The organism is Pseudomonas fragariae (ex Marin et al. 2024) (assembly GCF_059621105.1).
The window spans coordinates 5,704,251-5,724,949 of the sequence record NZ_CM184369.1; the positions used below are offsets into that span (position 1 = coordinate 5,704,251).

A 20,699-nucleotide genomic window follows, 5' to 3' on the forward strand; every position below is an offset into this window, starting at 1 on the left:
TCAGCATTAGCCAGATTGACCCGGAACCGCTAACCAAGTTCCTTGATTTTCAGAGGCCAGCCTGGTGAAACAATAATGTGGCTCTACCGGGGCGCCAGTTCACGAAGATGTCGGGCCACCGCAATCCAGGCACCGATATACCCTAACAGAACCGCTCCAAGCAAGAGGGAAAGACCATCACCCATCGGCACACCGGCCAGCGCGAAGTCACTGCCATAGAGACCTGCCAGCCCGACGACCGCGCCGTTCAGCCAGTTCAGGCCATAAGCCAGAACGCCCCAGGACAGAATGCCTGCCCCGAAGCCGTACAGCGCGCCCATATAAAGGAAGGGCCTGCGCACGTAGCTGTCGGTACCGCCCACCAGCTTGATGACTTCGATTTCGATTCGGCGGTTTTCAATGTGTAGACGAATTGTGTTACCAATTACTAACAGCAAAGCCGAGACCAGCAAAACCGTCAAGCCGAAAACGAACCGATCACCCAGTTTGAGGATCGCGGCCAGTCTTTCGACCCAGACCAGGTCCAGCTGCGCCTGCTCTACTTTAGGCAATTGGGCCAGTCGCGTACGCAAGGCTTCCAGCGCAGGCTTGTCCACTTCGTCCGGCGTCACCAGCACCACGCCCGGAAGCGGGTTCTCCGGCAATTCCTTGAGCGCCTCGCCCAGCCCGGACTGTTGCTTGAACTCGCCCAACGCCTGTTCGCTGCTGATGTACTCGGCATCTGCCACGCCGGGCATCGCCTTGATTTCATCGCGCAGGCGAGTGCCATCAGCGGTGCTGGCATCCAGGTTCAGGTAGATCGAAATCTGCGCCGCGCGCTGCCACGAACCTCCCAGACGCTCGACATTGCTCAGCAGCAACGACAAGCCCATCGGCAGGCTCAAGGCAATCGCCATGACCAGACAGGTAAAGAAGCTGCCAATCGGTTGCTTGCCCAGACGGCGCAGGCTGTCCAGCAGACTGGAGCGATGGCTTTCCAGCCAGGCAGACAACAGCGCGCTGAAATCAGGGCCGTCGTCATCGTGGTCGTGGCGCTGCTTTTTCTGTTTCGGCGGCACTGGATCGGCGGCTTTGGGCGCGACGCGCTCTGAAACCTTGGGGCTGCGTGTGGCACTCATACTCCGGCCTCCCCGTCACCGATCAGACGACCGCGCTGCAGGGTCAGCATGCGATGGCGCATGCGGGCGATCAATGCAAGGTCGTGACTGGCGATCAGCACGCTGGTCCCCAGTCGGTTGATATCTTCAAAAACACCCATGATTTCCGCTGCCAGGCGTGGGTCGAGGTTACCGGTCGGTTCATCGGCGAGCAGCAGGGCCGGGCGGTGAACGATGGCGCGGGCAATGCCGACACGCTGTTGCTGACCGGTAGAGAGGTCACCGGGGTACAGCTCGGCCTTGTCGGACAACGCCACCCGCTCAAGCGCCGAGTCGACCCGCTTGGCGATCTCGGGCTTGGACAAGCCGAGGATCTGCAAGGGCAACGCGATGTTGTTGAACACCGTGCGATCGAACAGCAACTGATGATTCTGGAACACCACGCCGATCTGGCGACGCAGAAACGGGATTTGTGCGTTGCTGATTTGCCCAAGGTCCTGACCGGCCAGCATCAGTTTGCCGGTGGTCGGACGCTCCATGGCCAGCAACAGGCGCAGCAGCGTGCTTTTGCCGGCACCGGAATGCCCGGTGACGAACAAAAACTCGCCGCGACGTACTCGAAAGCTCAGTTCATGCAACCCGACGTGTCCATTCGGGTAGCGCTTACCGACCTGCTCGAATCGAATCATGGACGCTCCCGCTCCGCAAACAGTGCCTGAACAAAGGGTTCGGCCTCGAAGGTACGCAGATCATCGATACCTTCACCGACGCCGATATAGCGAATTGGCAAGCCGAACTGCTTGGCCAGGGCGAAAATCACGCCGCCCTTGGCGGTGCCATCCAGCTTGGTCAGCGCCAGCCCGGTCAGCGTGACGGTCTGGTTGAACTGCTTGGCCTGATTGATAGCGTTCTGCCCGGTGCCCGCATCGAGGACCAGCAGGACTTCGTGAGGAGCGTCTGCGTCCAGCTTGCCGATCACGCGGCGAACCTTCTTCAACTCCTCCATCAGGTTGTCCTTGGTGTGCAGACGGCCAGCGGTGTCGGCGATCAGGACGTCGATGCCACGAGCCTTGGCGGCCTGCACGGCGTCGAAGATGACAGAAGCCGAGTCGGCACCGGTGTGCTGGGCGATGACCGGTATGTGATTACGCTCACCCCAGACCTGCAATTGCTCGACGGCTGCAGCACGGAATGTGTCGCCCGCCGCCAGCATGACCTTCTTGCCTTCCAGTTGCAGCTTCTTGGCCAGCTTGCCAATGGTCGTGGTCTTGCCCGCGCCATTGACGCCGACCACCAGAATCACGAACGGCTTGTGTTCGGCCTTGATCACCAGCGGTTGCTCGACAGGCTTGAGCATCGCGGCCAACTCACCCTGCAACGAGGTGTACAGTGCCTGGGCGTCGGTCAACTGCTTGCGCGCGACCTTCTGGGTCAGGCTCTTGATGATGACCGAGGTGGCTTCAACGCCGACATCGGCGGTCAGCAGACGGGTTTCGATTTCTTCGAGCAGGTCGTCATCGATGGCCTTCTTGCCCAGAAACAGGCTGGCCATGCCTTCGCCGATGCTGGCACTGGTCTTCGACAAGCCCTGCTTGAGGCGTGCAAAGAAGCCGACCTTGCCGGTTTCTGGCTCGGGTGCCGGAGCAGGCACTGCAAGCGCCTGCGCAGCAGGCTGAACCGGTTGCGGCACTGCCTGCGCGACGACTGGCTCTGGCTCTGCAACAGGCTGAACCAGCACCGGCTCAGGCATCCCGAGCGGCACGATATCCGCCACAGGCTCCGCTACGACGGGTTCAGGCTCCAGCGGCTCGGGCGCAACAGGGGCATGGCTTTGTTCAGGGATGGCCGGCGTGACATGCGGCTCGCGCTCGTCGCTCAAGGCCACCGGCTCTTCGGTCACCGGCAAGGTCAGCCAGGGCTGAGGCGAAGGCGCGCCGGGCTCCACATGCAGTTGCGATGCAGGCGCAGCTGCTTCGACAGTGACTTCAGGCACCGATTGCGAGGCAACATGAGGCTCAACCTGCGGCGTCGCGGCAACCTGATCGGCGATCGGGTCGGGTTGCATCGGGGATGATTCTGCTGGCTTCGGCTCGGTTTGCTGCGGCTTCTTGCGCAGCCATCCGAACAGGCCTTTCTTCTCTCCAGCCTCGGCTGGGGTCTTCTTGTCGTCGTTGGAACCAAACATGGATGACGGCTATCTCAAGGTTGCGGGGCGCCAGAGGGCGACCCGGAAAATTCTGACATGCAAAACAGACTGCGTTTAGGACTTCTTGTTCACTCACCGGCCGCTTGTGCAGCTACCTTTACCTGCGTTTCAGACAGGTTTCACTCGCAATCGGCCAGTGAAGGCTGTCTCTGAAGCAAACGGATCAGTATCCTAACACCCCCGCGCCCGCCGACGCTAAGTTCACGCGGGCCGTCCTACAGGTTCAAACTACGAATGAATGCTTTAGCCCGCCGCGCCGCAGGCCTGCTGCTCAGCACAATTTGTCTGCCTTTGACAGCATTGGCTGCCGATCCGCAACCGACTCACGAATTCACCCTCGACAATGGCCTGAAGGTTGTTGTCCGCGAAGACCACCGCGCTCCGGTGGTGGTTTCGCAGATCTGGTACAAGGTCGGCTCCAGCTACGAGACGCCGGGACAGACCGGTCTGTCCCACGCACTTGAACACATGATGTTCAAAGGCAGCAGCAAAACCGGACCGGGCGAGTCTTCGCTGATTCTGCGCGATCTGGGCGCTGAAGAGAATGCGTTCACCAGCGACGACTACACCGCCTATTACCAGGTACTGGCGCGTGACCGCCTGAGCGTCGCGCTGGAGCTGGAAGCCGATCGCATGGCAACCCTGAAATTGCCCGCCGACGAGTTCAGCCGCGAGATCGAGGTCATCAAGGAGGAACGTCGCCTGCGTACCGATGACCAGCCAATGGGCAAGGCGTTCGAGCGCTTCAAGGCGATGGCCTACCCTGCCAGCGGCTACCACACGCCGACCATCGGCTGGATGGCGGACCTGGAGCGCATGAAGGTCGAAGAACTGCGCCACTGGTACGAATCCTGGTATGCGCCGAACAACGCCACGCTGGTGGTGGTCGGCGATGTGCTGCCGGACGACGTCAAAGCCCTGGCAGAGCGTTTCTTCGGGGCGATCCCGCGCCGCGCTGTACCGCCTTCGAAAAAACCGCTTGAACTGGCCGAACCTGGCGAGCGCAAGATCACCCTGCACGTCAAAACCCAGTTGCCGAGCCTGATCTACGGCTTCAACGTACCGAGTGTCGCAACCGCTGAAGATCCACGTTCGGCGAACGCCCTGCGCCTTATCGCAGCGCTGCTCGACGGTGGTTACAGCGCACGCATTCCCGCACGCCTGGAACGTGGCGAAGAGCTGGTCTCCGGTGCCTCGTCGCGTTACGACGCGTTCGCTCGCGGCGACAGCCTGTTCATGATCAGCGCCACACCCAACCAGCAGAAGAAGAAAACCCTGGCCGATGTGGAAGCCGGGATCTGGCGCCTGCTCGATGAGCTGAAAACCAAGGCACCGTCCGCCGAGGAGCTGGAGCGTGTCCGGGCTCAGGTCATTGCCGGTGTGGTCTATGAGCGCGACTCGATCACCAGCCAGGCGACCATGATCGGAGAGCTGGAAACCGTCGGTCTGTCCTGGAAGCTGATGGACAATGAACTGGAGGCGCTGCAGAGCGTGACCCCGCAAGACATCCAGAAAGCTGCCAACACCTATTTCACCCGTGAGCGCCTCAGCGTTGCGCACGTTCTGCCTGAGGAGAAAGCCAAATGATCACGCGCAATGCTCCACGTCATGCGCTGCTTGGCCTGATCCTGGCCGGTTCGCTCGGTGCCTTTTTCGCACTGCCGGCCCTGGCCGACGACGCCCCTGCCGAGCAGAGCCAGGCCGCTCCCGCGCTGGGCAGCAACCTGCAGACCCTCAAGGAACTGGACGGCAAGGCTCCGGCCCGTCGCGCCCTGAATATCCAGACCTGGAATACCGCCGAGGGCGCCCGCGTGCTGTTCGTGGAATCCCGCGAATTGCCGATGTTCGACATGCGCCTGACGTTCGCCGCCGGCAGCAGCCAGGACCAGAAATCGCCCGGCATTGCCCTGCTGACCAACGCCATGCTCAACGAGGGCATCAAAGGCAAGGACGTCAACGCCATCGCCCAGGGATTCGAAGGCCTGGGCGCCGACTTCAGCAACGGGTCCTACCGCGACATGGCGGTGGCCTCGCTGCGCAGCCTGAGTGCTGCGGACAAGCGCGATCCGGCCCTGAAGCTGTTCAGTGAGGTGGTGGGCAAGCCCACCTTCCCTGCCGACTCCCTGGCCCGCATCAAGAACCAGTTGATCGCCAGCTTCGAGACTCAGAAACAGAGCCCCGGCGCTATCGCCAGCAAGGAGCTGTTCAATCGTCTGTATGGCGATCACCCCTACGCTCATCCGAGCGAAGGCGACGCCAAGAGCGTCAACGCCATTACCCTGGCTCAGCTCAAGGCATTCCACGCCAAAGGCTACGCGGCGGGCAATGCGGTGATTGCCCTGGTCGGCGACCTGTCGCGAGACGAAGCGCAGGCCATCGCGGCACAGGTCTCGGCCTCGTTGCCCAAAGGCCCGGCGCTGGCCAAGGTCGCTGACCCGGTCGAGCCCAAGGCCGGCACCACGCACATCGAATTTGCCTCCAACCAGACGCACCTGATGCTCGCGCAGTTGGGTGTCGATCGCAACGACCCCGACTATGCAGCACTGACCGTGGGTAACTCGGTACTGGGCGGTGGCGGCTTCGGCAGCCGGCTGATGACCGAAGTGCGGGAAAAACGTGGCCTGACCTACGGCGTGTCTTCCGGCTTCACCGCCATGCAGGTGGCGGGGCCGTTCATGATCGGCCTGCAGACGCGTGCGGAAATGAGCGAAAACACCCTCAAGCTGGTGCAGGACATCGTTCGCGACTTCCTCGCCAACGGTCCCACGCAGAAAGAAGTCGACGATGTGAAGCGCGAACTGACCGGCAGCTTCCCGCTGACCGCAGCCAGCAATTCGGCCATCGTGGGTCAGTTGGGTGCCATCGGCTTCTACAACCTGCCGTTGACCTACCTCGAGGACTACATGGCCGCCGCCCAGAACGTGACCGTCGAACAGGTGAAAGCAGCCATGAGCAAGCACCTGAGCGCCGACAAGATGGTCATCGTCACCGTGGGTCCTACCGTTGAGCAAAAACCATTGCCGGCGCCGACCGACAAACCCGTCCGCCAACCTGCAGGGGTCCCGGAACACTGATGGCCAATCCACGTCCGAAGGGCCACAACGGCCTGGGTCAGCTTCGTATCATCGGCGGAGAATGGGGCAGCCGCCGCCTGACCTTCCCCGACGCACCCGGCTTGCGCCCGACGCCGGACCGCGTGCGCGAAACCCTGTTCAACTGGCTCGCGCCTTACATTGCCGGCGCCAGGGTACTGGATGTCTTCACCGGCAGCGGCGCGCTGTTTTTCGAGGCCCTGTCGCGTGGTGCCAGCATGGGCCTGGCGCTGGACAGCAACGCCGCGGCCATCGCCAGCCTGCGCCAGAACCTCAATGCCCTGAACTGCGCCAGCGGCCAGGTCTCCCAGACCGACGCCCTGCGCCATCTGGAAACCGCCACCGCCTCGCCCTTCGACGTCGTATTCCTCGACCCGCCCTTCCATCAGGGCCTGCTGGCTTCAGCCTGCAACCTGCTGGAAAGCCACGGCTGGCTGGCCGACACCGCCTGGATCTACACCGAAAGCGAAACCCCGCCATCGACCACCGGCTTGCCGGGCAGCTGGCGATTGCACCGCGAGAAAAAGGCCGGGCAGGTGTATTACGCGTTGTGGCAGCGGGGCCAGGCCTGACAGCTCACGTACCAATGCTCCGCGTTTGGCATGCAGGTCTTGACGACGCAGAGCGTCATGAACGGCATTCCCACGCTGGAGCGTGCGGAACGAAACCCTTGTAACTATCGTGCCGATGCTCTGCGTCAGCATGCAGTTCTGGACGCTCCGCGTCCTCTTGACGACGCAGAGCGTCATGAACGGCATTCCCACGCTGGAGCGTGCGGAACGAGACTCTTGTAACTATCGTGCCGATGCTCTGCGTCGGCATGCAGTTCTGGACGCTCTGCGTCCTCGTGGTCATGCAGAGTGTCATGAATACATTCCGGCGCTTCCCCCTTACATCCCGGACAGCTTAGTGGCAACGTATAGCCAGTCACCCCTGAATTGATCGTTGAGCAAGCACGTGCCCACACGCCCTACCTTTGTGTCCCATGCCAATCCATTCGTCCCGGCCGTCGGCATGGGCAATCCGCATTTGCAGACGCTTTGGGGGCCGCTGCTGCGCAAGCCGACGTTGCTGGCGCGCACGCGCGAGCGGTTGTGGTTGCAGGACGGGGACTTTCTGGACATGGACTGGCATGGTCCTGATCAGCCCGATAAACCCTTGGTGCTGGTACTGCACGGCCTGACTGGGTCGTCCAACTCGCCCTATGTCGCCGGTCTGCAAAAAGCCATGGCGGCGCAGGGCTGGCCGAGTGTGGCGTTGAACTGGCGCGGTTGCTCGGGAGAGCCCAACCTGCTGTCGCGCAGTTATCACTCCGGGGCGAGCGAGGATCTGGCCGAGGTGATCGCCCATTTGCGTTCGCTGCGGCCATTGGCTCCGATTTATGCGGTGGGGTATTCGCTGGGCGGCAATGTGTTGCTCAAGTACCTGGGTGAATCCGGCGCCAACAGTGATTTGCGGGGGGCCGTGGCGGTGTCCGTGCCGTTTCGTCTGGACGAATGCGCCAACCGTATCGGCCAAGGCTTCTCGCGGGTTTATCAGCGGCACTTCATGCGCGAAATGCTGGCTTATATCCGTGACAAGCAGCATCGGTTCCAGCATGAAGGCATCAGCGAGGGGCTGGCCGAACTCGCCGCGCTGGGTTCACTGGAGAACATGCGCACCTTCTGGGACTTCGATGGCCGGGTGACTGCACCACTGCACGGCTTTACCGATGCCACGGATTATTACCGCAGGGCGTCCAGCCGCTACTACCTGGGCCAGATTCAGACGCCGACGCTGATCATCCAGTCCAGCGACGACCCGTTCGTGTTCCCTCACAGCCTGCCCGAACCCAGCGAACTGTCGTCCTGCACCGAATTCGAACTGCACACCAAAGGCGGGCATGTCGGCTTCGTCGAAGGCTCGCTTCGCACTCCGCGTTACTACCTCGAACGTCGCATCCCGCTGTGGTTATGCGCCGCTCAGGAGCGCGAAGGCTCGCCCACGATTTGATAACGAATCAGGCGCCCGTGGCGATTTCACGCTCAGGATCGGTGATCCACTCGCTCCACGACCCCGCATACAGCGTAGCCAGCGGATAGCCAGCCAGACACAGGGCGAACAGGTTGTGGCAGGCGGTGACACCTGAACCGCAATAGGACACCAGACTCTCCGGCGGGCGATCCTGCAGCTTTTCGGCGAAACGCTGCCTGAGCTGCCCGGGCGGCAAAAAGCGTCCGTCCGCGCCGAGGTTGTCGGTACAGGCGGCACACTGCGCACCGGGAATATGCCCGGCCACCGGATCCATAGGCTCTACGTCGCCTCGAAAGCGGGCTTCGGCGCGCGCGTCGATCAGGGTCATTTCCGGGCGCCCCAGACGACCCTGCAAGCGACTGCCGCTGAGCACCATGGACATGTCTGGCTCACCGCTGAAATGACCGGATTCACGGTTCGGCGCATCGAGGCTCAACGGCAGCCCCGCCGCGTGCCAGGCCTTCAGCCCGCCATCGAGCAGGTAGACGCCTTCACGCTTGCCCATCCACGCCAGTAACCACCAGGCCCGTGCGGCATACATTCCCGGCCCATCGTCATACAGCACCACATCGCTGTCGGCGTTGATGCCCCATGCCTGAAAGCATTGCAGCAAAGCGGCGGGATCGGGCAGTGGATGACGTCCGGTCTTGCCCTTGATCACAGTCCCGCTGAGGTCGCGCTTCAGATCGGCAAAAGACGCGCCTTCGATATGCCCTTGGGCGTAACTGCGTTGACCGTAGTCGGAATCTTCGAGCGCGTAACGGCAATCGAGAATCACCAGGCCTGGAGTTTTCTGGCGTTCAGCCAGTTGCTCAGGGTTGATCAGTTGCGCAATGGACATGACACTCTCCCGTGGCAGAGAACTGACAAGCAGGCTGCTCGTCGGTCCCGGAATTCACATCAGAACCTCGGGCAGCGACGCGTGAAACGTTTCGCACAGTGCATCGAACGCTTCGCGAGCCTGAGGCGCGACAAAAACAGATTCGAGCATAAGTACCTGATAGACGCCACGTCGAATAGCCGACTGGTTGATCTGCGTGGAGTTTTCCCGGTTGGTGCACAGAAAACGCACCCACGACGTGAGGACGATCCAGGTGTTGAGACTGGTCCACTCGATCTGCGACTCATCCATCTTCAGGATGCCTGCCTTGATGAATCCCCGATAGATGGTCATCGCCTGCATCAGACAGCGGTATGAGAAACGCCGATAGCGCCGCGCCAGCTCCTCATCGGACGTCAGCAGGTGCTCAAGGTCACGGTGCAGAAAACGGTAGCGCCACATGGCGTCGATGATCGCCAGGAAGTAATCGCGCTTGTCCTCGATGGTCGGCGCACGATCGGCTGGCAAGGTCAGGAAACTGCCGATCAGCACCTCGTACTCGGAGAACAGTTCGGCGATGATCGCCTGCTTGTTGGCGAAGTGGTAATAGAGATTGCCGGGCGAGATTTCCATATGCGCAGCGATGTGATTGGTGGTCACACTACGCTCACCCTGCTGATTGAACAGTTCCAGACTGGTTTGCACGATTCGTTCACGGGTTTTGGTACGCGGTGCCATGCTGGGCCAGACCACTCTATGCTGATCAGATGATGGCAATCTTAGCGCAGGCTGATGCTGCAATGGTGGCAGAATCGTCGCGGTGAGAGTGTTATGTCGACGCAGGCACACGGACCTGGGCCGACACCCGGACGGACCGAAAATCCGCATGACACCTCGCTCATCAACCAGCGTCATCCTTACAAACTTTTTCATACGCCGACCAGGCCCCGTGACTGCGCCAAATAGCCCCAAAATCAGGGATTTCAGTAGAAACATGGCCGATAATCGGCGCAATACGACGTTTGATACCTGCCGCACAGCTTGGCCCATCGGGAAGGCTGCGATACCATCCGAGTCCCACAACGGACTCCGACCAGGACGACGCGATGAACCGAGTGTTGTACCCAGGCACCTTCGACCCGATTACCAAGGGCCATGGAGATCTGGTCGAGCGCGCCTCGCGCCTGTTCGACCAAGTGGTCATTGCGGTTGCCGCCAGCCCGAAGAAAAACCCGCTGTTCCCTCTGGAGCAACGCGTCGAGCTGGCCCGCGAAGTCACCAAGCACTTGCCCAATGTGGAAGTGGTCGGTTTTTCGACCCTGCTGGCGCATTTTGCCAAGGAACAGAATGCCAATGTCTTTCTGCGCGGACTTCGTGCCGTCTCGGACTTCGAATACGAGTTTCAGTTGGCCAACATGAATCGTCAGCTGGCACCGGACGTCGAAAGCCTGTTCCTCACGCCGTCGGAGCGCTACTCGTTCATTTCCTCGACGTTAGTGCGTGAAATCGCCGCGTTGGGCGGTGATATCACCAAGTTCGTTCACCCTGCAGTTGCCCAGGCGCTGACCGAACGCTTCAAGCGCTAGACGCGCTGCATGTGAAGGTGCATCCCGAAGCCTAATGCGGCACAATTCGCCGCATTGGTTTTAATGTGCCCCGGCGTCGGCCGCGGCAGGAGCAATTCATGTCCCTTATCATCACTGACGATTGCATCAACTGCGACGTCTGCGAACCCGAGTGCCCAAACGAGGCGATTTCACAAGGCGAGGAGATCTACGTGATCAACCCGAACCTGTGTACCGAATGCGTCGGTCACTACGACGAGCCTCAATGTCAGCAGGTTTGCCCGGTCGACTGCATCCCCCTGGATGAGAATCACGTCGAGAGCAAAGAGCAGTTGATGGACAAATACCGGATCATCACCAGCAAGGCCTGATAACGGTCTTTACTGCTGCTTGCCGTACCCGTCGCCCGTGCAACCCAGACAACGCACGAAGGCTGCCTTGCCCGGATCCACCACCAGCGCCTTGCCTGTTGCCCCGAGGTTGCCGCCTGCCGCCGCAAAAGGCGCAGCGATCACGAACAGTCCCGTGCCGATGACGGTTGCCGCGATCAGCAAGGGTCGGGCAATCAGCAAGTCACCGATCATGGCAAACGCCGGCGGGTTCTGGATGGTGTAGACCGGATCGCCGCTGCCTGTGGTGACATCGGCGGCAACCGCCGGCAGCGCCTGCAGGCCGATGAACAATGCCAGCGTGGCAGCGAGAATACGAAACGGGCTCATGGCTTGATCCTTCAGGCGTAGCAAATAGTTAAGGTGCCATCACTATAAACAGGGCTGTGGGTTAAGCAAATGGCCCAGAGCCCCTGTCATACGTATTTCAGCGCTGGCATTTCGGGCAATACACGCTGGCGCGCTGGCCGAGTTTGACCTCACGCAGCGTCGTGCCGCACACCTTGCATGGCTGACCGCCACGCCCATATGCAAACAATTCCTGCTGGAAATACCCGGGCTTGCCGTCACCGCCGATGAAGTCACGCAGGGTGGTGCCGCCACGCTCTATGGCGTAGGCCAGAATGCGTTTGATCTCGATGGCCAGCTTCAGGTAACGCGCCCGGGACACACTCCCCGCTTCGCGGCGCGGGTCGATGCCGGCGGCGAACAGCGCTTCGGTCGCATAGATATTGCCCACCCCGACCACAACGGCGTTGTCCATGACGAACGGCTTGACAGCGATCGACTTGCCACGCGAACGCTCGTAAAGACGCTCGCCATCGAACAGATCGGTCAGCGGCTCCGGCCCCAGGCGGATCAACAGTTCGTGGTTATGCGGATCAAGACTCCAGAGCATCGCGCCGAAGCGACGCGGGTCGGTATAACGCAAGGCCAGCCCGGACTCCAGTTCGATATCGACATGCTCATGTTTGAGCGCCGGAAGCCCGGCCTCGACCAGACGCAGATTCCCGGACATGCCCAAGTGGCTGATCAGGGTGCCCACCTCGGCCTGGATCAGCAGGTACTTGGCGCGCCGATCAACCTGCACGATGCGCTGGCCGGACAGGCGCACGTCCAGATCTTCGGGAATGGGCCAGCGCAAGCGGCTGTCGCGCACGATCACGCGGCTGACGCGCTGACCTTCAAGATGCGGCGCAATGCCACGACGGGTGGTTTCGACTTCAGGTAATTCAGGCATGGACAACTCGGTCGTGCAGAAAGGACAGGCCGGGACGGCGCCGGATCAGCGCGCGCCCAGCTCGCGAATGCTTTCCCTCAGGTATTCAAAGTCATATTCGGACAAACCCACGTAGTCCAGCACCAGCGCACCGATGGATTCCCACTCGTGGTCCTCGTCCTGGTTGCCCAATACCCGATAGGACTGGCAGATATGCTCGGCCATTTTCAGGGGCGCCAGGAGGTTCTTGAGCGTGGCATTACGACTGGTATCGTCCTGAAAGATCGCCAATGCGTTGTGATGGTTGGCAATCGCGTCGGTAATGTGCGCAGGCAGACGCCAGGATTTGGCCGTGTAATAGCCAACCACCGAATGGTTGGTGTCGAAGGCGCTGTTTTCAGTATCGACGATGCGGCAATCGGGCCCCGCGTTGGCGTAGGCCTCTTCCAGCACTGGCATGTAGTTGGGGAAACGCTTGAGCATCAACGGAATGCCGCAGTCGTGAAACAGGCCCAGAGCATAGGACTCGTCTGCCGTCTGCGAGCCGATGCGCTTGGCCAGGGTCAGACTGGTCATGGCGACATCCTGCGCCGTATCCCAGAAGCGGTTGAGCGCGACGATGGTTTCATCGGTCATCTCGCCCCTGATCGACTGCGCGTTGATCAGGTTGATCACCGTCCGACTGCCCAGCAGGTTTACCGCCTTGTCGATGGAGGCAATCTTGTTGGACAGGCCGTAGTGGGCGGAGTTGACGATCTTCAACAGCGCCCCGGACAACCCGGGATCCTGCGCGATCAATCGCGCAATCGCCCCCAGGTCCGGGTCGGGCATGTATTGCTCCATCTGCAGGTCCACCATGATTTGCGGCTGCGGGGGCACACTGATGCCCTGCAACGCTTGCTGGATCTGTTCTGGGCTTAGCTCTTCGGACATAGGAATTTACTCACGGTGATGACTGGATTCTGACCCCTTGCGGAGAAACGGTCCATCATCCGAGACGAAGATATTCTCGGAACTTTGCCTGGTACGAAGCTTCGGACTCTGTGTTAACGGCGTGAACGGCGGCTGCAAAACGGCCTGCCAGACGCTACTTTTAAGCCCGACACTGGAGGATCCCATGTCTAAAGCATTGACTGGCAAACGCATAGCAATTCTTGTAACCGACGGTTTCGAACAGGTTGAACTGACCGGTCCGAAAGAAGCGCTGGAGCAAGCAGGCGCCACCGTGGAAATCCTTTCCGCTGAAGAGGGCAAGGTCAAAGGCTGGAATCACGACAAACCTGCCGATGACTTCAAGATCGACGGCACGTTCAAGGCTGCCAATGCCAGTGACTACCATGGTGTGGTGCTGCCGGGCGGAGTACAGAACTCAGACACCATCCGCATAGACAGCGACGCGCAGAAGATCGTCAAGGACATCGAGGCCGCGGGCAAGCCGGTGGCGGTTATCTGCCATGGCAGCTGGCTGTTGATCTCGGCCGGCCTGGTAAAAGGTAAAACCCTGACCAGCTTCAAGACGCTGAAAGATGACCTGGTCAACGCTGGCGCGAAATGGGTCGATCAGGAAGTTGTCACCGACGGCAAGCTGATCAGCAGCCGCCAGCCCGACGACATCCCCGCGTTCAACAGCAAACTGATCGAAGCACTGTCTGCCTGACAGATTCCGTCAGTTAATTGCAGTCATCCCGGCCCAGCGCCGGGATGACGCGTTATAATCCCGCTCTTTTTTCAGGAGCGACGTCATGTCCCTGCCTAGCTTGCGCCTCAAAGCCAACGCCGACCGCCGCCTGCGCGCCGGTCATCTGTGGGTCTACAGCAACGAGATCGATGTAGCCGCCACCCCACTGCATGGTTTTGCAGCCGGTGATCAGGCCATCCTCGAAGCTGCGGGCGGCAAGCCGCTGGGCATCGTCGCCATGAGCCCCAACAACCTGATCTGCGCACGCCTGCTGTCGCGCGACATCAAGCTGCCGCTCGACAAGTCTCTGCTCGTCCATCGCCTCAACGTTGCGCTGTCGCTGCGTGAGCGCCTGTTTGACAAGCCCTTCTACCGCCTGGTCTACGGTGACTCCGACCTGCTGCCGGGTCTGGTGGTCGATCGTTTCGGCGACATTCTGGTCGTTCAGCTGGCCTCGGCCACCATGGAAAACCACAAGGAAGACATCATTGCGGCGCTGGTTCAGGTCATCAAGCCAAGCGGCATCCTGTTCAAGAACGATTCGGCGGCTCGCGATGCGGAAGGCCTGAATCGTTACGTCGAGACTGTTTTCGGTCTGGTACCGGAATGGGTCGCACTGGAAGAGAACGGTGTGAAGTTCGAAGCACCGGTCATGGCCGGGCAAAAAACCGGCTGGTTCTATGACCACCGCATGAACCGCGCGCGCATCGCTCCTTACGTCAAAGGCAAGCGTGTGCTGGACCTGTACAGCTATATCGGCGGCTGGGGGATTCAGGCAGCGGCGTTCGGTGCCAGCGACGTCACCTGCGTCGACGCGTCGTCCTTCGCCCTCGATGGCGTGGAGCGCAACGCAGCCCTGAACGGCTTTGCAGAAAAAATGACCTGCATCGAAGGCGATGTCTTCGAAGCGCTCAAGGAACTGAAAGCCGCTGAAGAGCGTTTCGACGTGATCGTCGCTGATCCGCCTGCGTTCATCAAACGCAAGAAAGACATGAAAAACGGTGAAGGCGCCTACCGCCGCCTGAACGAGCAAGCCATGCGCCTGCTCAGCAAGGACGGCATTCTGGTCAGCGCGTCGTGCTCGATGCACCTGCCGGAAGACGACCTGCAAAACATCCTCCTGACCAGCGCCCGCCATCTGGACCGCAACATCCAGCTGCTGGAACGCGGCGGCCAGGGCCCAGACCATCCGGTACACCCGGCGATCGCCGAAACGCGCTACATCAAAAGCATCACCTGCCGGTTGCTGCCCAACAGCTGATACCGAAGCGCCCCGACCTCTTCGCTCCTGCAAGAGCTCGCTGTTCCTGACTATGACTATCGTGCCAATGCTCTGCGTTGGCACGCCGTTCCGGACGCTCAGCGTCCTCCTGCGACGCAGAGCGTCGCGAAATGCATTCCCACGCGGAGCGTGAGGAACGATAGTTTCGTGATTATCGTGCGACGCTCTGCGTCGTCATGCCGTTCCGGACGCTCCGCGTCCTCTTGCGACGCAGAGCGTCGCGAACTGCAGTCCACGGAGCATGGGAACGATAGTCAAGACCGCAGCCACTGCCGCAAAAGTGCTTTTCTCCCACGGTGGCGCTGACGACGCAGAGTGCGACGTTAGTGACAGGGCGAAGGAACCCGACGAAGTCGGGCCGGAAACGGAGCTGCGGGCTTTGCTTACTTTGGCCCCATCAAAGTAAGTCGCCGAGGGGCGAAAAGGTGACCTGAGCCGAACACCAATCTACCTAACAAAGAAAAACCGCCGTGTGACGCAGAGCGTCACGAACTGCATTCCCACGCGGAGCGTGAGGAACGAGAAGTGTGTGAGGACGCACTGCACACTCCCGATCAACCCCTGCCCAACACCATCCGCAACCCCAGCAACAGCAGAAAGTGCAGCGGGTAGATCGCGTAAGCCCAGCGCCGCATGGGAATCACTGCGAACCCGGGCTTCGCCCGCAGCAGCGCGATGCCCAGCACAGGCGCCAACACGCAGGCGACTATCGAACCGATGGAAATCGGATCGCCCCAGCTCGCACCGGCAAACATCTGCGACCACGCATTACCCGCCAGACAAAAGACCGCCGGGAACACCGCATACCAGAGCCGCTTTTCCAGCACCAGCACAAAGACCAGCGGCAGCAGCACACCGGCAAAGCCAAACATCAGGTATTTCTGGAAGATCGCCGTCAGCAGCAGTGCGACAAGGGCCATCACTCGCGTCGTCGGATTGCGATGCTGCCAGCCCTGAGCAATCACCAGCCCCAGCAGCAGGGTCGGCATCACATTCAGCACCGTCGCGTCAGCCATGAACAGCCGATACGGAATCTCCGCCAGCCCGGCAAATGCCAGCAGCCAGCCCAGATAACGCCATTGCACCTGCGGGGCCACAATCGCTGCGCTGCGCCGGGAAAGATTCACGGCGATGGCCAGGCAGAACCAGGGAAAGGCAAAACGCCCCGGCACGTAAAGAAAATCGACTGACCAGCCCACATAGCGAAGGTGGTCAAGCACCATACTCAACATCGCCAGCCACTTGAGCAGGTCCAGCGCCTTGTTGCGTCCGGGCAGAAAAGGCGGGTTGGAAAGATCCATAGTGCTCCTGAACGGGGAATTGCGTCATGCAGCCAACACATGACCGAACCTTATATTGTCGCTACAGTGCGCACCATAATCGCCCATAAGGAATCGGCCATGACAGACCAAAGCCAACAGTTCGCCAGCGACAACTATTCCGGTATCTGCCCTGAAGCCTGGGCAGCCATGGAGCAGGCGAACAAGGGCCATCAACGCGCTTATGGTGACGATCAATGGACTGCACGCGCTTCGGATGATTTCCGCCGACTGTTCGAAACCGACTGCGAAGTATTCTTCGCCTTCAACGGTACGGCGGCCAACTCGCTGGCATTGTCATCGCTGTGCCAGAGTTACCACAGTGTCATCTGTTCGGAAACGGCTCACGTCGAAACTGATGAATGCGGTGCGCCGGAGTTTTTCTCCAACGGTTCCAAACTGCTGACAGCCCGCAGCGCGGGCGGCAAGCTGACCCCGGAATCGATTCGTGAAGTGGCGCTCAAGCGTCAGGACATTCACTACCCCAAGCCGCGCGTCGTGACCCTGACCCAGGCCACCGAGGTGGGCGGCGTCTATCAGCCGGAAGAACTCAAGGCGATCAGCGCGACCTGCAAGGAACTGGGCCTGCATCTGCACATGGACGGTGCCCGCTTCTCCAATGCCTGCGCCTTTCTGGAGGCTTCCCCGGCTGAACTGACCTGGAAGTCCGGCGTTGACGTGTTGTGCTTCGGCGGCACCAAAAACGGTATGGCGGTGGGCGAAGCGATTCTGTTTTTCGACCATGATTTGGCTGAAGACTTCGACTATCGCTGCAAGCAGGCCGGGCAACTGGCGTCGAAGATGCGCTTCCTGTCTGCACCGTGGGTCGGCCTGCTGGAAAACGACGCCTGGCTCAAACACGCCCGTCACGCCAACCGCTGTGCACAACTGCTCGCCGAACTGGTCAAGGACATTCCTGGCGTGGAGCTGATGTTCCCGGTGCAGGCCAATGGCGTGTTCCTGCAGCTGTCGGAGCCGGCCATTGCTGCATTGACCGCCCGCGGCTGGCGCTTCTACACCTTCATCGGCAACGGCGGCGCCCGTTTCATGTGCTCGTGGGACACCGAAGAAGACCGCGTGCGTGAACTGGCCGCCGATATCAGGCTGGTGATGCAGGGCTGAAGCGTCTAAATCAAGCTTGCAGGTGCAGCCTGACGAGCGACGGGTTAATCTCCTTCTTGACGGCAAACGGCCCACAAGGCCGTCCGGACTTTACCGACCGCCCTCAAGAAGGAGCTTGTCTGCATGTTCGATTTCTCCGCCCGGCTCAAGCAGCATTTCGCTGCCCTGCAGAGTGAAGCGCAATTCTTTTCCGTACGTTACGTGCACCGCACCGGCCAGCGCCTGTGCGTGCGCAAGAATGTGGCCGAGCCGCCGTCACTGATCAGCGACGAGGGTGCCATGCTGACCGTGCGCCTGAACGGCGTTGAAGCCTACGCCGCCACCAACGACATCTCCCTGAAGGGTTTGCAGGCGGCCTTGCAGCAGGCCGAAACGCTGGCCCGCCGTCTGGCACCGCATGCGCTGCTGGACCTGAGCGATCAAGCTGTCTCGAGCGCCAAGGCTGACTACCTGTCGCCAAACATGGATCGAGCCTTCCCGCCGCTGAGCGACTGCATCGGCCTGTTGATGGCCGAATCCAGCGCGGTCCCGGCAGACGAACGCCTGGTCAACTGGCAGGCCATACTGGACCTGGAAACCGTCGAGCAAATCTACCTCAACAGCGCGGGCGCAGAATTGCGTCAGGCACAGCGCTTCGTGTTTCCCGGCATGAGCGTGACGGCCTACGACGGTCGCGACAGCCAGACGCGCACCCTGGGCGGGCATAACTTCGGCCAGCAAGGTGGCATCGAAGTGCTGAGCAGTTGCGGCCTGATCGGGTCTGCCGCCACTGTTGCCGACGAGGCCTTGCAGCTGATCCTCGCCCCCAACACACCATCAGGCCCACGCGACCTGCTGCTGATGCCCGATCAGATGGTCCTGCAGATTCACGAGTCCATCGGCCATCCCCTGGAGCTGGACCGGATTCTCGGTGACGAGCGCAATTACGCAGGCACCAGTTTCGTCAAAACGACTGACTTCGGCACCCTGCAATACGGCTCCAGCCTGCTGAATGTAACCTTCGACCCGGAGATTCCCGAGCAACTGGCCAGCTACGCGCACGACGACGACGGCACGTCAGCCAGCAAGCAGTTCCTGATTCGTGACGGCCTGCTGCAGCGCCCGCTCGGTGGTGCCCTGTCGCAATACCGCAGCGGTCTGGCAGGCGTCGCCAACAGCCGCGCCTCCAGCTGGAACCGTGCACCCATCGATCGCATGGCCAACCTGAACATCGAACCGGGTGACCAGTCGCTGGACAGTCTGATCGGCAACATCGAGCACGGCATTCTGATGTCGAGCAATCGCTCCTGGTCCATCGATGACGCACGCAACAAATTCCAGTTCGGCTGCGAATGGGGCCAACTGATCGAGAACGGCGAGCTCAAGGGCGTGGTGAAGAACCCTAACTACCGTGCGATCTCCGCGCAATTCTGGAAAAACCTCAGCGCCGTAGGTGATGCCAGCACGTTCAAAGTGCTGGGCACGCCGAACTGCGGCAAGGGCGAACCCAACCAGGTGATCCGTGTAGGTCATGCCTCTCCGGCGTGTGTGTTTGCCAATGTCGATGTGTTTGGAGGAGATGCCTGATGTCGCACCAACAGCAGTTCGAGGCGCTGGTCGCCGTGCTCAAGGCTGCCATCAGCCCGACGGAACACTTCACTCTGGCCTACGACGCCGAGGCGTCTGACTTCATCCGGTTCAACCACGGCCAGGTTCGACAGGCCGGGAGCGTCCAGCAGGTCATCGCCACGTTCAAACTGATCGATGACGGCCGGCATGCCAATCTGGAACTGACCTTGTCCGGCGACGCCGAGACCGACCAGCAGCGCCTTGTCGACGCCCTGCAAAAATTGCGCGAAACACTGCCGTCGCTGGCCAGGGATCCCTATCTGTTGCCGAACACGACTGCCTGGCAAAGCAGCAACGTTCAAGACTTGCCGCTGCCGGACAGCGCCCGGGTTGTCGAGCAGATCAGCGAACTGGCAGGCGATCTGGACCTGGTAGGCTTTTATGCCGCAGGCCCGCTTTACCGCGGCTTCGCCAGTTCGTGGGGGGCGCTGGGCTGGCATCAGGCCAACAGCTTCAATTTCGACTGGAGCCTGTTTCACGAAAACGGCCAGGCCGTGAAAGCCAACTACGCCGGTCACCACTGGAGCAACGAAGCCTTCGCGCAGCGTTTTCAGCAGGCCCGCGAACAGCTGGAGTTTCTCGGCCGCCCGCTCCATGCACTCAAGCCCGGACAATACCGCGCGTACCTGGCGCCAGCGGCTCTGGACGAAGTCATCGGCATGCTCACCTGGGGCGGATTTTCCGCGCAGTCACTGGCCAGTAAACGCAGCCCGTTGCAAAGGCTGTATGACGGCGAGACGCCTTTCAGCCCGTTGGTCAACTTCGACGAAAAAGTCAGCGGTTCACTCTCGCCAGCGTTTTCACGCGAAGGCTACCCGCGCAAGGACCTGAAACTGATCGTCGACGGGCAAGCCCGCGATCGACTGGTGGATTCGAGCAGCGCAGCCGAATACGGCCTGCCTGCCAACGGCGCGGATTACGGCGAAGGCCCAAGCGCGCTGAGTATTGCCGGCGGTTCGCTGGAGCTGGATCAGATCCTCGCCAGGCTCGGCACCGGGCTTTACATCAGCAACCTCTGGTATCTGAACTTCTCCGACCGCGCCGCTGCGCGCCTCACCGGAATGACACGTTTCGCAACGTTCTGGGTCGAAGAGGGCAAGATCGTCGCGCCGGTGAGCACCATGCGTTTCGATGACAGCGCCTACAGCCTGCTGGGCAGCGCACTGGAGGACCTGACCAGAGAGAGGGAACTGATTCTCCAATCGAGTACCTACAGTCAGCGCCAGACCGGTTCAATCCAGTTGCCTGGCGCATTGATCAGCCGACTCACCCTCACGCTATAGCAGGAG

Annotated in this window: 20 protein-coding genes; 11 read left to right on the forward strand and 9 right to left on the reverse strand. The window is 60.9% G+C overall.

Going from position 1 to position 20,699, the window contains the following annotated elements; all coding sequences use genetic code 11:
* Positions 1–83: 83 nt before the first annotated feature.
* The 3 genes from ftsX to ftsY are packed head-to-tail and all read right to left on the reverse strand — an operon-like array spanning position 84 to position 3,282.
* Entirely contained in the window at positions 84–1,118 is a 1,035-nt protein-coding gene (gene ftsX, locus AC54XV_RS24800; RefSeq protein WP_003402234.1) for a permease-like cell division protein FtsX, read from the reverse strand.
* Positions 1,115–1,786, reverse strand: coding sequence for a cell division ATP-binding protein FtsE (gene ftsE, locus AC54XV_RS24805; protein ID WP_002555631.1), 672 nt, complete (start codon positions 1,784–1,786; stop codon positions 1,115–1,117). The genes ftsX and ftsE overlap by 4 nt, the downstream gene beginning before the upstream one ends.
* Entirely contained in the window at positions 1,783–3,282 is a 1,500-nt protein-coding gene (ftsY, locus tag AC54XV_RS24810; protein ID WP_496717339.1) for a signal recognition particle-docking protein FtsY, read from the reverse strand. The genes ftsE and ftsY overlap by 4 nt, the downstream gene beginning before the upstream one ends.
* Before the next feature lie 255 nt (positions 3,283–3,537).
* Here ftsY and AC54XV_RS24815 point away from each other — a divergent pair, with 255 nt between their 5' ends.
* The 4 genes from AC54XV_RS24815 (at position 3,538) to AC54XV_RS24830 (ending at position 8,387) form a co-directional block, all read left to right on the forward strand.
* Positions 3,538–4,890: a M16 family metallopeptidase gene (locus tag AC54XV_RS24815; protein WP_496717341.1), complete on the forward strand. Its 1,353-nt coding sequence runs from the start codon at positions 3,538–3,540 to the stop codon at positions 4,888–4,890.
* On the forward strand, positions 4,887–6,377 hold the full coding sequence (locus tag AC54XV_RS24820; RefSeq protein ID WP_060405814.1) for a M16 family metallopeptidase: 1,491 nt from the start codon (positions 4,887–4,889) through the stop codon (positions 6,375–6,377). The genes AC54XV_RS24815 and AC54XV_RS24820 overlap by 4 nt, the downstream gene beginning before the upstream one ends.
* Complete coding sequence (rsmD, locus tag AC54XV_RS24825) at positions 6,377–6,967, forward strand: 16S rRNA (guanine(966)-N(2))-methyltransferase RsmD (RefSeq protein ID WP_058823419.1); 591 nt, start codon at positions 6,377–6,379, stop codon at positions 6,965–6,967. The genes AC54XV_RS24820 and rsmD overlap by 1 nt, the downstream gene beginning before the upstream one ends.
* Positions 6,968–7,352: 385 nt before the next feature.
* Positions 7,353–8,387, forward strand: coding sequence for a hydrolase (locus AC54XV_RS24830; protein WP_032619941.1), 1,035 nt, complete (start codon positions 7,353–7,355; stop codon positions 8,385–8,387).
* Between the two features lie 7 nt (positions 8,388–8,394).
* Here the strand turns inward: AC54XV_RS24830 and AC54XV_RS24835 are convergent, their stop codons facing one another.
* Complete coding sequence (locus AC54XV_RS24835; RefSeq protein ID WP_060400480.1) at positions 8,395–9,249, reverse strand: sulfurtransferase; 855 nt, start codon at positions 9,247–9,249, stop codon at positions 8,395–8,397.
* A gap of 54 nt (positions 9,250–9,303) precedes the next feature.
* The gene (locus tag AC54XV_RS24840; RefSeq protein ID WP_011269213.1) at positions 9,304–9,966 is read right to left on the reverse strand and encodes a TetR/AcrR family transcriptional regulator; all 663 of its coding nucleotides are present in this window, start codon (positions 9,964–9,966) and stop codon (positions 9,304–9,306) included.
* Between the two features lie 368 nt (positions 9,967–10,334).
* Here AC54XV_RS24840 and coaD point away from each other — a divergent pair, with 368 nt between their 5' ends.
* Both coaD and AC54XV_RS24850 read left to right on the forward strand, forming a co-directional pair.
* Positions 10,335–10,814, forward strand: a complete 480-nt coding sequence (gene coaD / locus AC54XV_RS24845) for a pantetheine-phosphate adenylyltransferase (protein WP_003348749.1) — start codon at positions 10,335–10,337, stop codon at positions 10,812–10,814.
* Between the two features lie 98 nt (positions 10,815–10,912).
* Positions 10,913–11,164 carry a YfhL family 4Fe-4S dicluster ferredoxin gene (locus AC54XV_RS24850; protein ID WP_003316325.1) on the forward strand — a complete coding sequence of 84 codons (252 nt, stop codon included), beginning with the start codon at positions 10,913–10,915 and terminating at the stop codon, positions 11,162–11,164.
* A gap of 9 nt (positions 11,165–11,173) precedes the next feature.
* On the opposite strand, the gene AC54XV_RS24855 is transcribed toward AC54XV_RS24850, so the two are convergent.
* The 3 genes from AC54XV_RS24855 to AC54XV_RS24865 form a co-directional block, all read right to left on the reverse strand.
* Positions 11,174–11,512 carry a hypothetical protein gene (locus tag AC54XV_RS24855; RefSeq protein ID WP_003411945.1) on the reverse strand — a complete coding sequence of 113 codons (339 nt, stop codon included), beginning with the start codon at positions 11,510–11,512 and terminating at the stop codon, positions 11,174–11,176.
* Positions 11,513–11,609: 97 nt separating this feature from the next.
* Positions 11,610–12,422 carry a bifunctional DNA-formamidopyrimidine glycosylase/DNA-(apurinic or apyrimidinic site) lyase gene (gene mutM, locus AC54XV_RS24860; protein WP_003372546.1) on the reverse strand — a complete coding sequence of 271 codons (813 nt, stop codon included), beginning with the start codon at positions 12,420–12,422 and terminating at the stop codon, positions 11,610–11,612.
* A gap of 45 nt (positions 12,423–12,467) precedes the next feature.
* Positions 12,468–13,280: an HDOD domain-containing protein gene (locus AC54XV_RS24865; RefSeq protein ID WP_172452203.1), complete on the reverse strand. Its 813-nt coding sequence runs from the start codon at positions 13,278–13,280 to the stop codon at positions 12,468–12,470.
* A gap of 238 nt (positions 13,281–13,518) precedes the next feature.
* On the opposite strand from AC54XV_RS24865, the gene AC54XV_RS24870 reads away from it, so the two are divergent.
* Both AC54XV_RS24870 and AC54XV_RS24875 read left to right on the forward strand, forming a co-directional pair.
* Positions 13,519–14,058: a type 1 glutamine amidotransferase domain-containing protein gene (locus AC54XV_RS24870; RefSeq protein WP_003372548.1), complete on the forward strand. Its 540-nt coding sequence runs from the start codon at positions 13,519–13,521 to the stop codon at positions 14,056–14,058.
* A gap of 85 nt (positions 14,059–14,143) precedes the next feature.
* Positions 14,144–15,340: a class I SAM-dependent rRNA methyltransferase gene (locus AC54XV_RS24875; protein WP_003393654.1), complete on the forward strand. Its 1,197-nt coding sequence runs from the start codon at positions 14,144–14,146 to the stop codon at positions 15,338–15,340.
* 575 nt (positions 15,341–15,915) lie between these two features.
* Here the strand turns inward: AC54XV_RS24875 and AC54XV_RS24880 are convergent.
* A complete protein-coding gene (locus tag AC54XV_RS24880; RefSeq protein ID WP_060409455.1) occupies positions 15,916–16,662 on the reverse strand; it encodes a TraX family protein in 747 nt (248 codons plus the stop codon).
* Between the two features lie 99 nt (positions 16,663–16,761).
* Here AC54XV_RS24880 and AC54XV_RS24885 point away from each other — a divergent pair, with 99 nt between their 5' ends.
* The 3 genes from AC54XV_RS24885 to AC54XV_RS24895 all read left to right on the forward strand — a co-directional run bounded on the left by AC54XV_RS24885 (position 16,762) and on the right by AC54XV_RS24895 (position 20,693).
* On the forward strand, positions 16,762–17,802 hold the full coding sequence (locus AC54XV_RS24885; RefSeq protein WP_011269215.1) for a threonine aldolase family protein: 1,041 nt from the start codon (positions 16,762–16,764) through the stop codon (positions 17,800–17,802).
* Positions 17,803–17,925: 123 nt separating this feature from the next.
* A complete protein-coding gene (locus tag AC54XV_RS24890; protein ID WP_060405816.1) occupies positions 17,926–19,368 on the forward strand; it encodes a TldD/PmbA family protein in 1,443 nt (480 codons plus the stop codon).
* Positions 19,368–20,693, forward strand: a complete 1,326-nt coding sequence (locus AC54XV_RS24895; RefSeq protein WP_060409456.1) for a TldD/PmbA family protein — start codon at positions 19,368–19,370, stop codon at positions 20,691–20,693. The genes AC54XV_RS24890 and AC54XV_RS24895 overlap by 1 nt, the downstream gene beginning before the upstream one ends.
* The last annotated feature ends 6 nt before the right edge of the window (positions 20,694–20,699 follow it).

Coding starts and splice junctions, on each gene's coding strand:
- ftsX (WP_003402234.1), bottom strand. CDS start 1,118: ATGAGTGCCACACGCAGCCCCAAGGTTTCAGAGCGCGTCGCGCCCAAA.
- ftsE (WP_002555631.1), bottom strand. CDS start 1,786: ATGATTCGATTCGAGCAGGTCGGTAAGCGCTACCCGAATGGACACGTC.
- ftsY (WP_496717339.1), bottom strand. CDS start 3,282: ATGTTTGGTTCCAACGACGACAAGAAGACCCCAGCCGAGGCTGGAGAG.
- AC54XV_RS24815 (WP_496717341.1), top strand. CDS start 3,538: ATGAATGCTTTAGCCCGCCGCGCCGCAGGCCTGCTGCTCAGCACAATT.
- AC54XV_RS24820 (WP_060405814.1), top strand. CDS start 4,887: ATGATCACGCGCAATGCTCCACGTCATGCGCTGCTTGGCCTGATCCTG.
- rsmD (WP_058823419.1), top strand. CDS start 6,377: ATGGCCAATCCACGTCCGAAGGGCCACAACGGCCTGGGTCAGCTTCGT.
- AC54XV_RS24835 (WP_060400480.1), bottom strand. CDS start 9,249: ATGTCCATTGCGCAACTGATCAACCCTGAGCAACTGGCTGAACGCCAG.
- AC54XV_RS24840 (WP_011269213.1), bottom strand. CDS start 9,966: ATGGCACCGCGTACCAAAACCCGTGAACGAATCGTGCAAACCAGTCTG.
- coaD (WP_003348749.1), top strand. CDS start 10,335: ATGAACCGAGTGTTGTACCCAGGCACCTTCGACCCGATTACCAAGGGC.
- AC54XV_RS24850 (WP_003316325.1), top strand. CDS start 10,913: ATGTCCCTTATCATCACTGACGATTGCATCAACTGCGACGTCTGCGAA.
- AC54XV_RS24855 (WP_003411945.1), bottom strand. CDS start 11,512: ATGAGCCCGTTTCGTATTCTCGCTGCCACGCTGGCATTGTTCATCGGC.
- mutM (WP_003372546.1), bottom strand. CDS start 12,422: ATGCCTGAATTACCTGAAGTCGAAACCACCCGTCGTGGCATTGCGCCG.
- AC54XV_RS24870 (WP_003372548.1), top strand. CDS start 13,519: ATGTCTAAAGCATTGACTGGCAAACGCATAGCAATTCTTGTAACCGAC.
- AC54XV_RS24875 (WP_003393654.1), top strand. CDS start 14,144: ATGTCCCTGCCTAGCTTGCGCCTCAAAGCCAACGCCGACCGCCGCCTG.
- AC54XV_RS24880 (WP_060409455.1), bottom strand. CDS start 16,662: ATGGATCTTTCCAACCCGCCTTTTCTGCCCGGACGCAACAAGGCGCTG.
- AC54XV_RS24885 (WP_011269215.1), top strand. CDS start 16,762: ATGACAGACCAAAGCCAACAGTTCGCCAGCGACAACTATTCCGGTATC.
- AC54XV_RS24890 (WP_060405816.1), top strand. CDS start 17,926: ATGTTCGATTTCTCCGCCCGGCTCAAGCAGCATTTCGCTGCCCTGCAG.
- AC54XV_RS24895 (WP_060409456.1), top strand. CDS start 19,368: ATGTCGCACCAACAGCAGTTCGAGGCGCTGGTCGCCGTGCTCAAGGCT.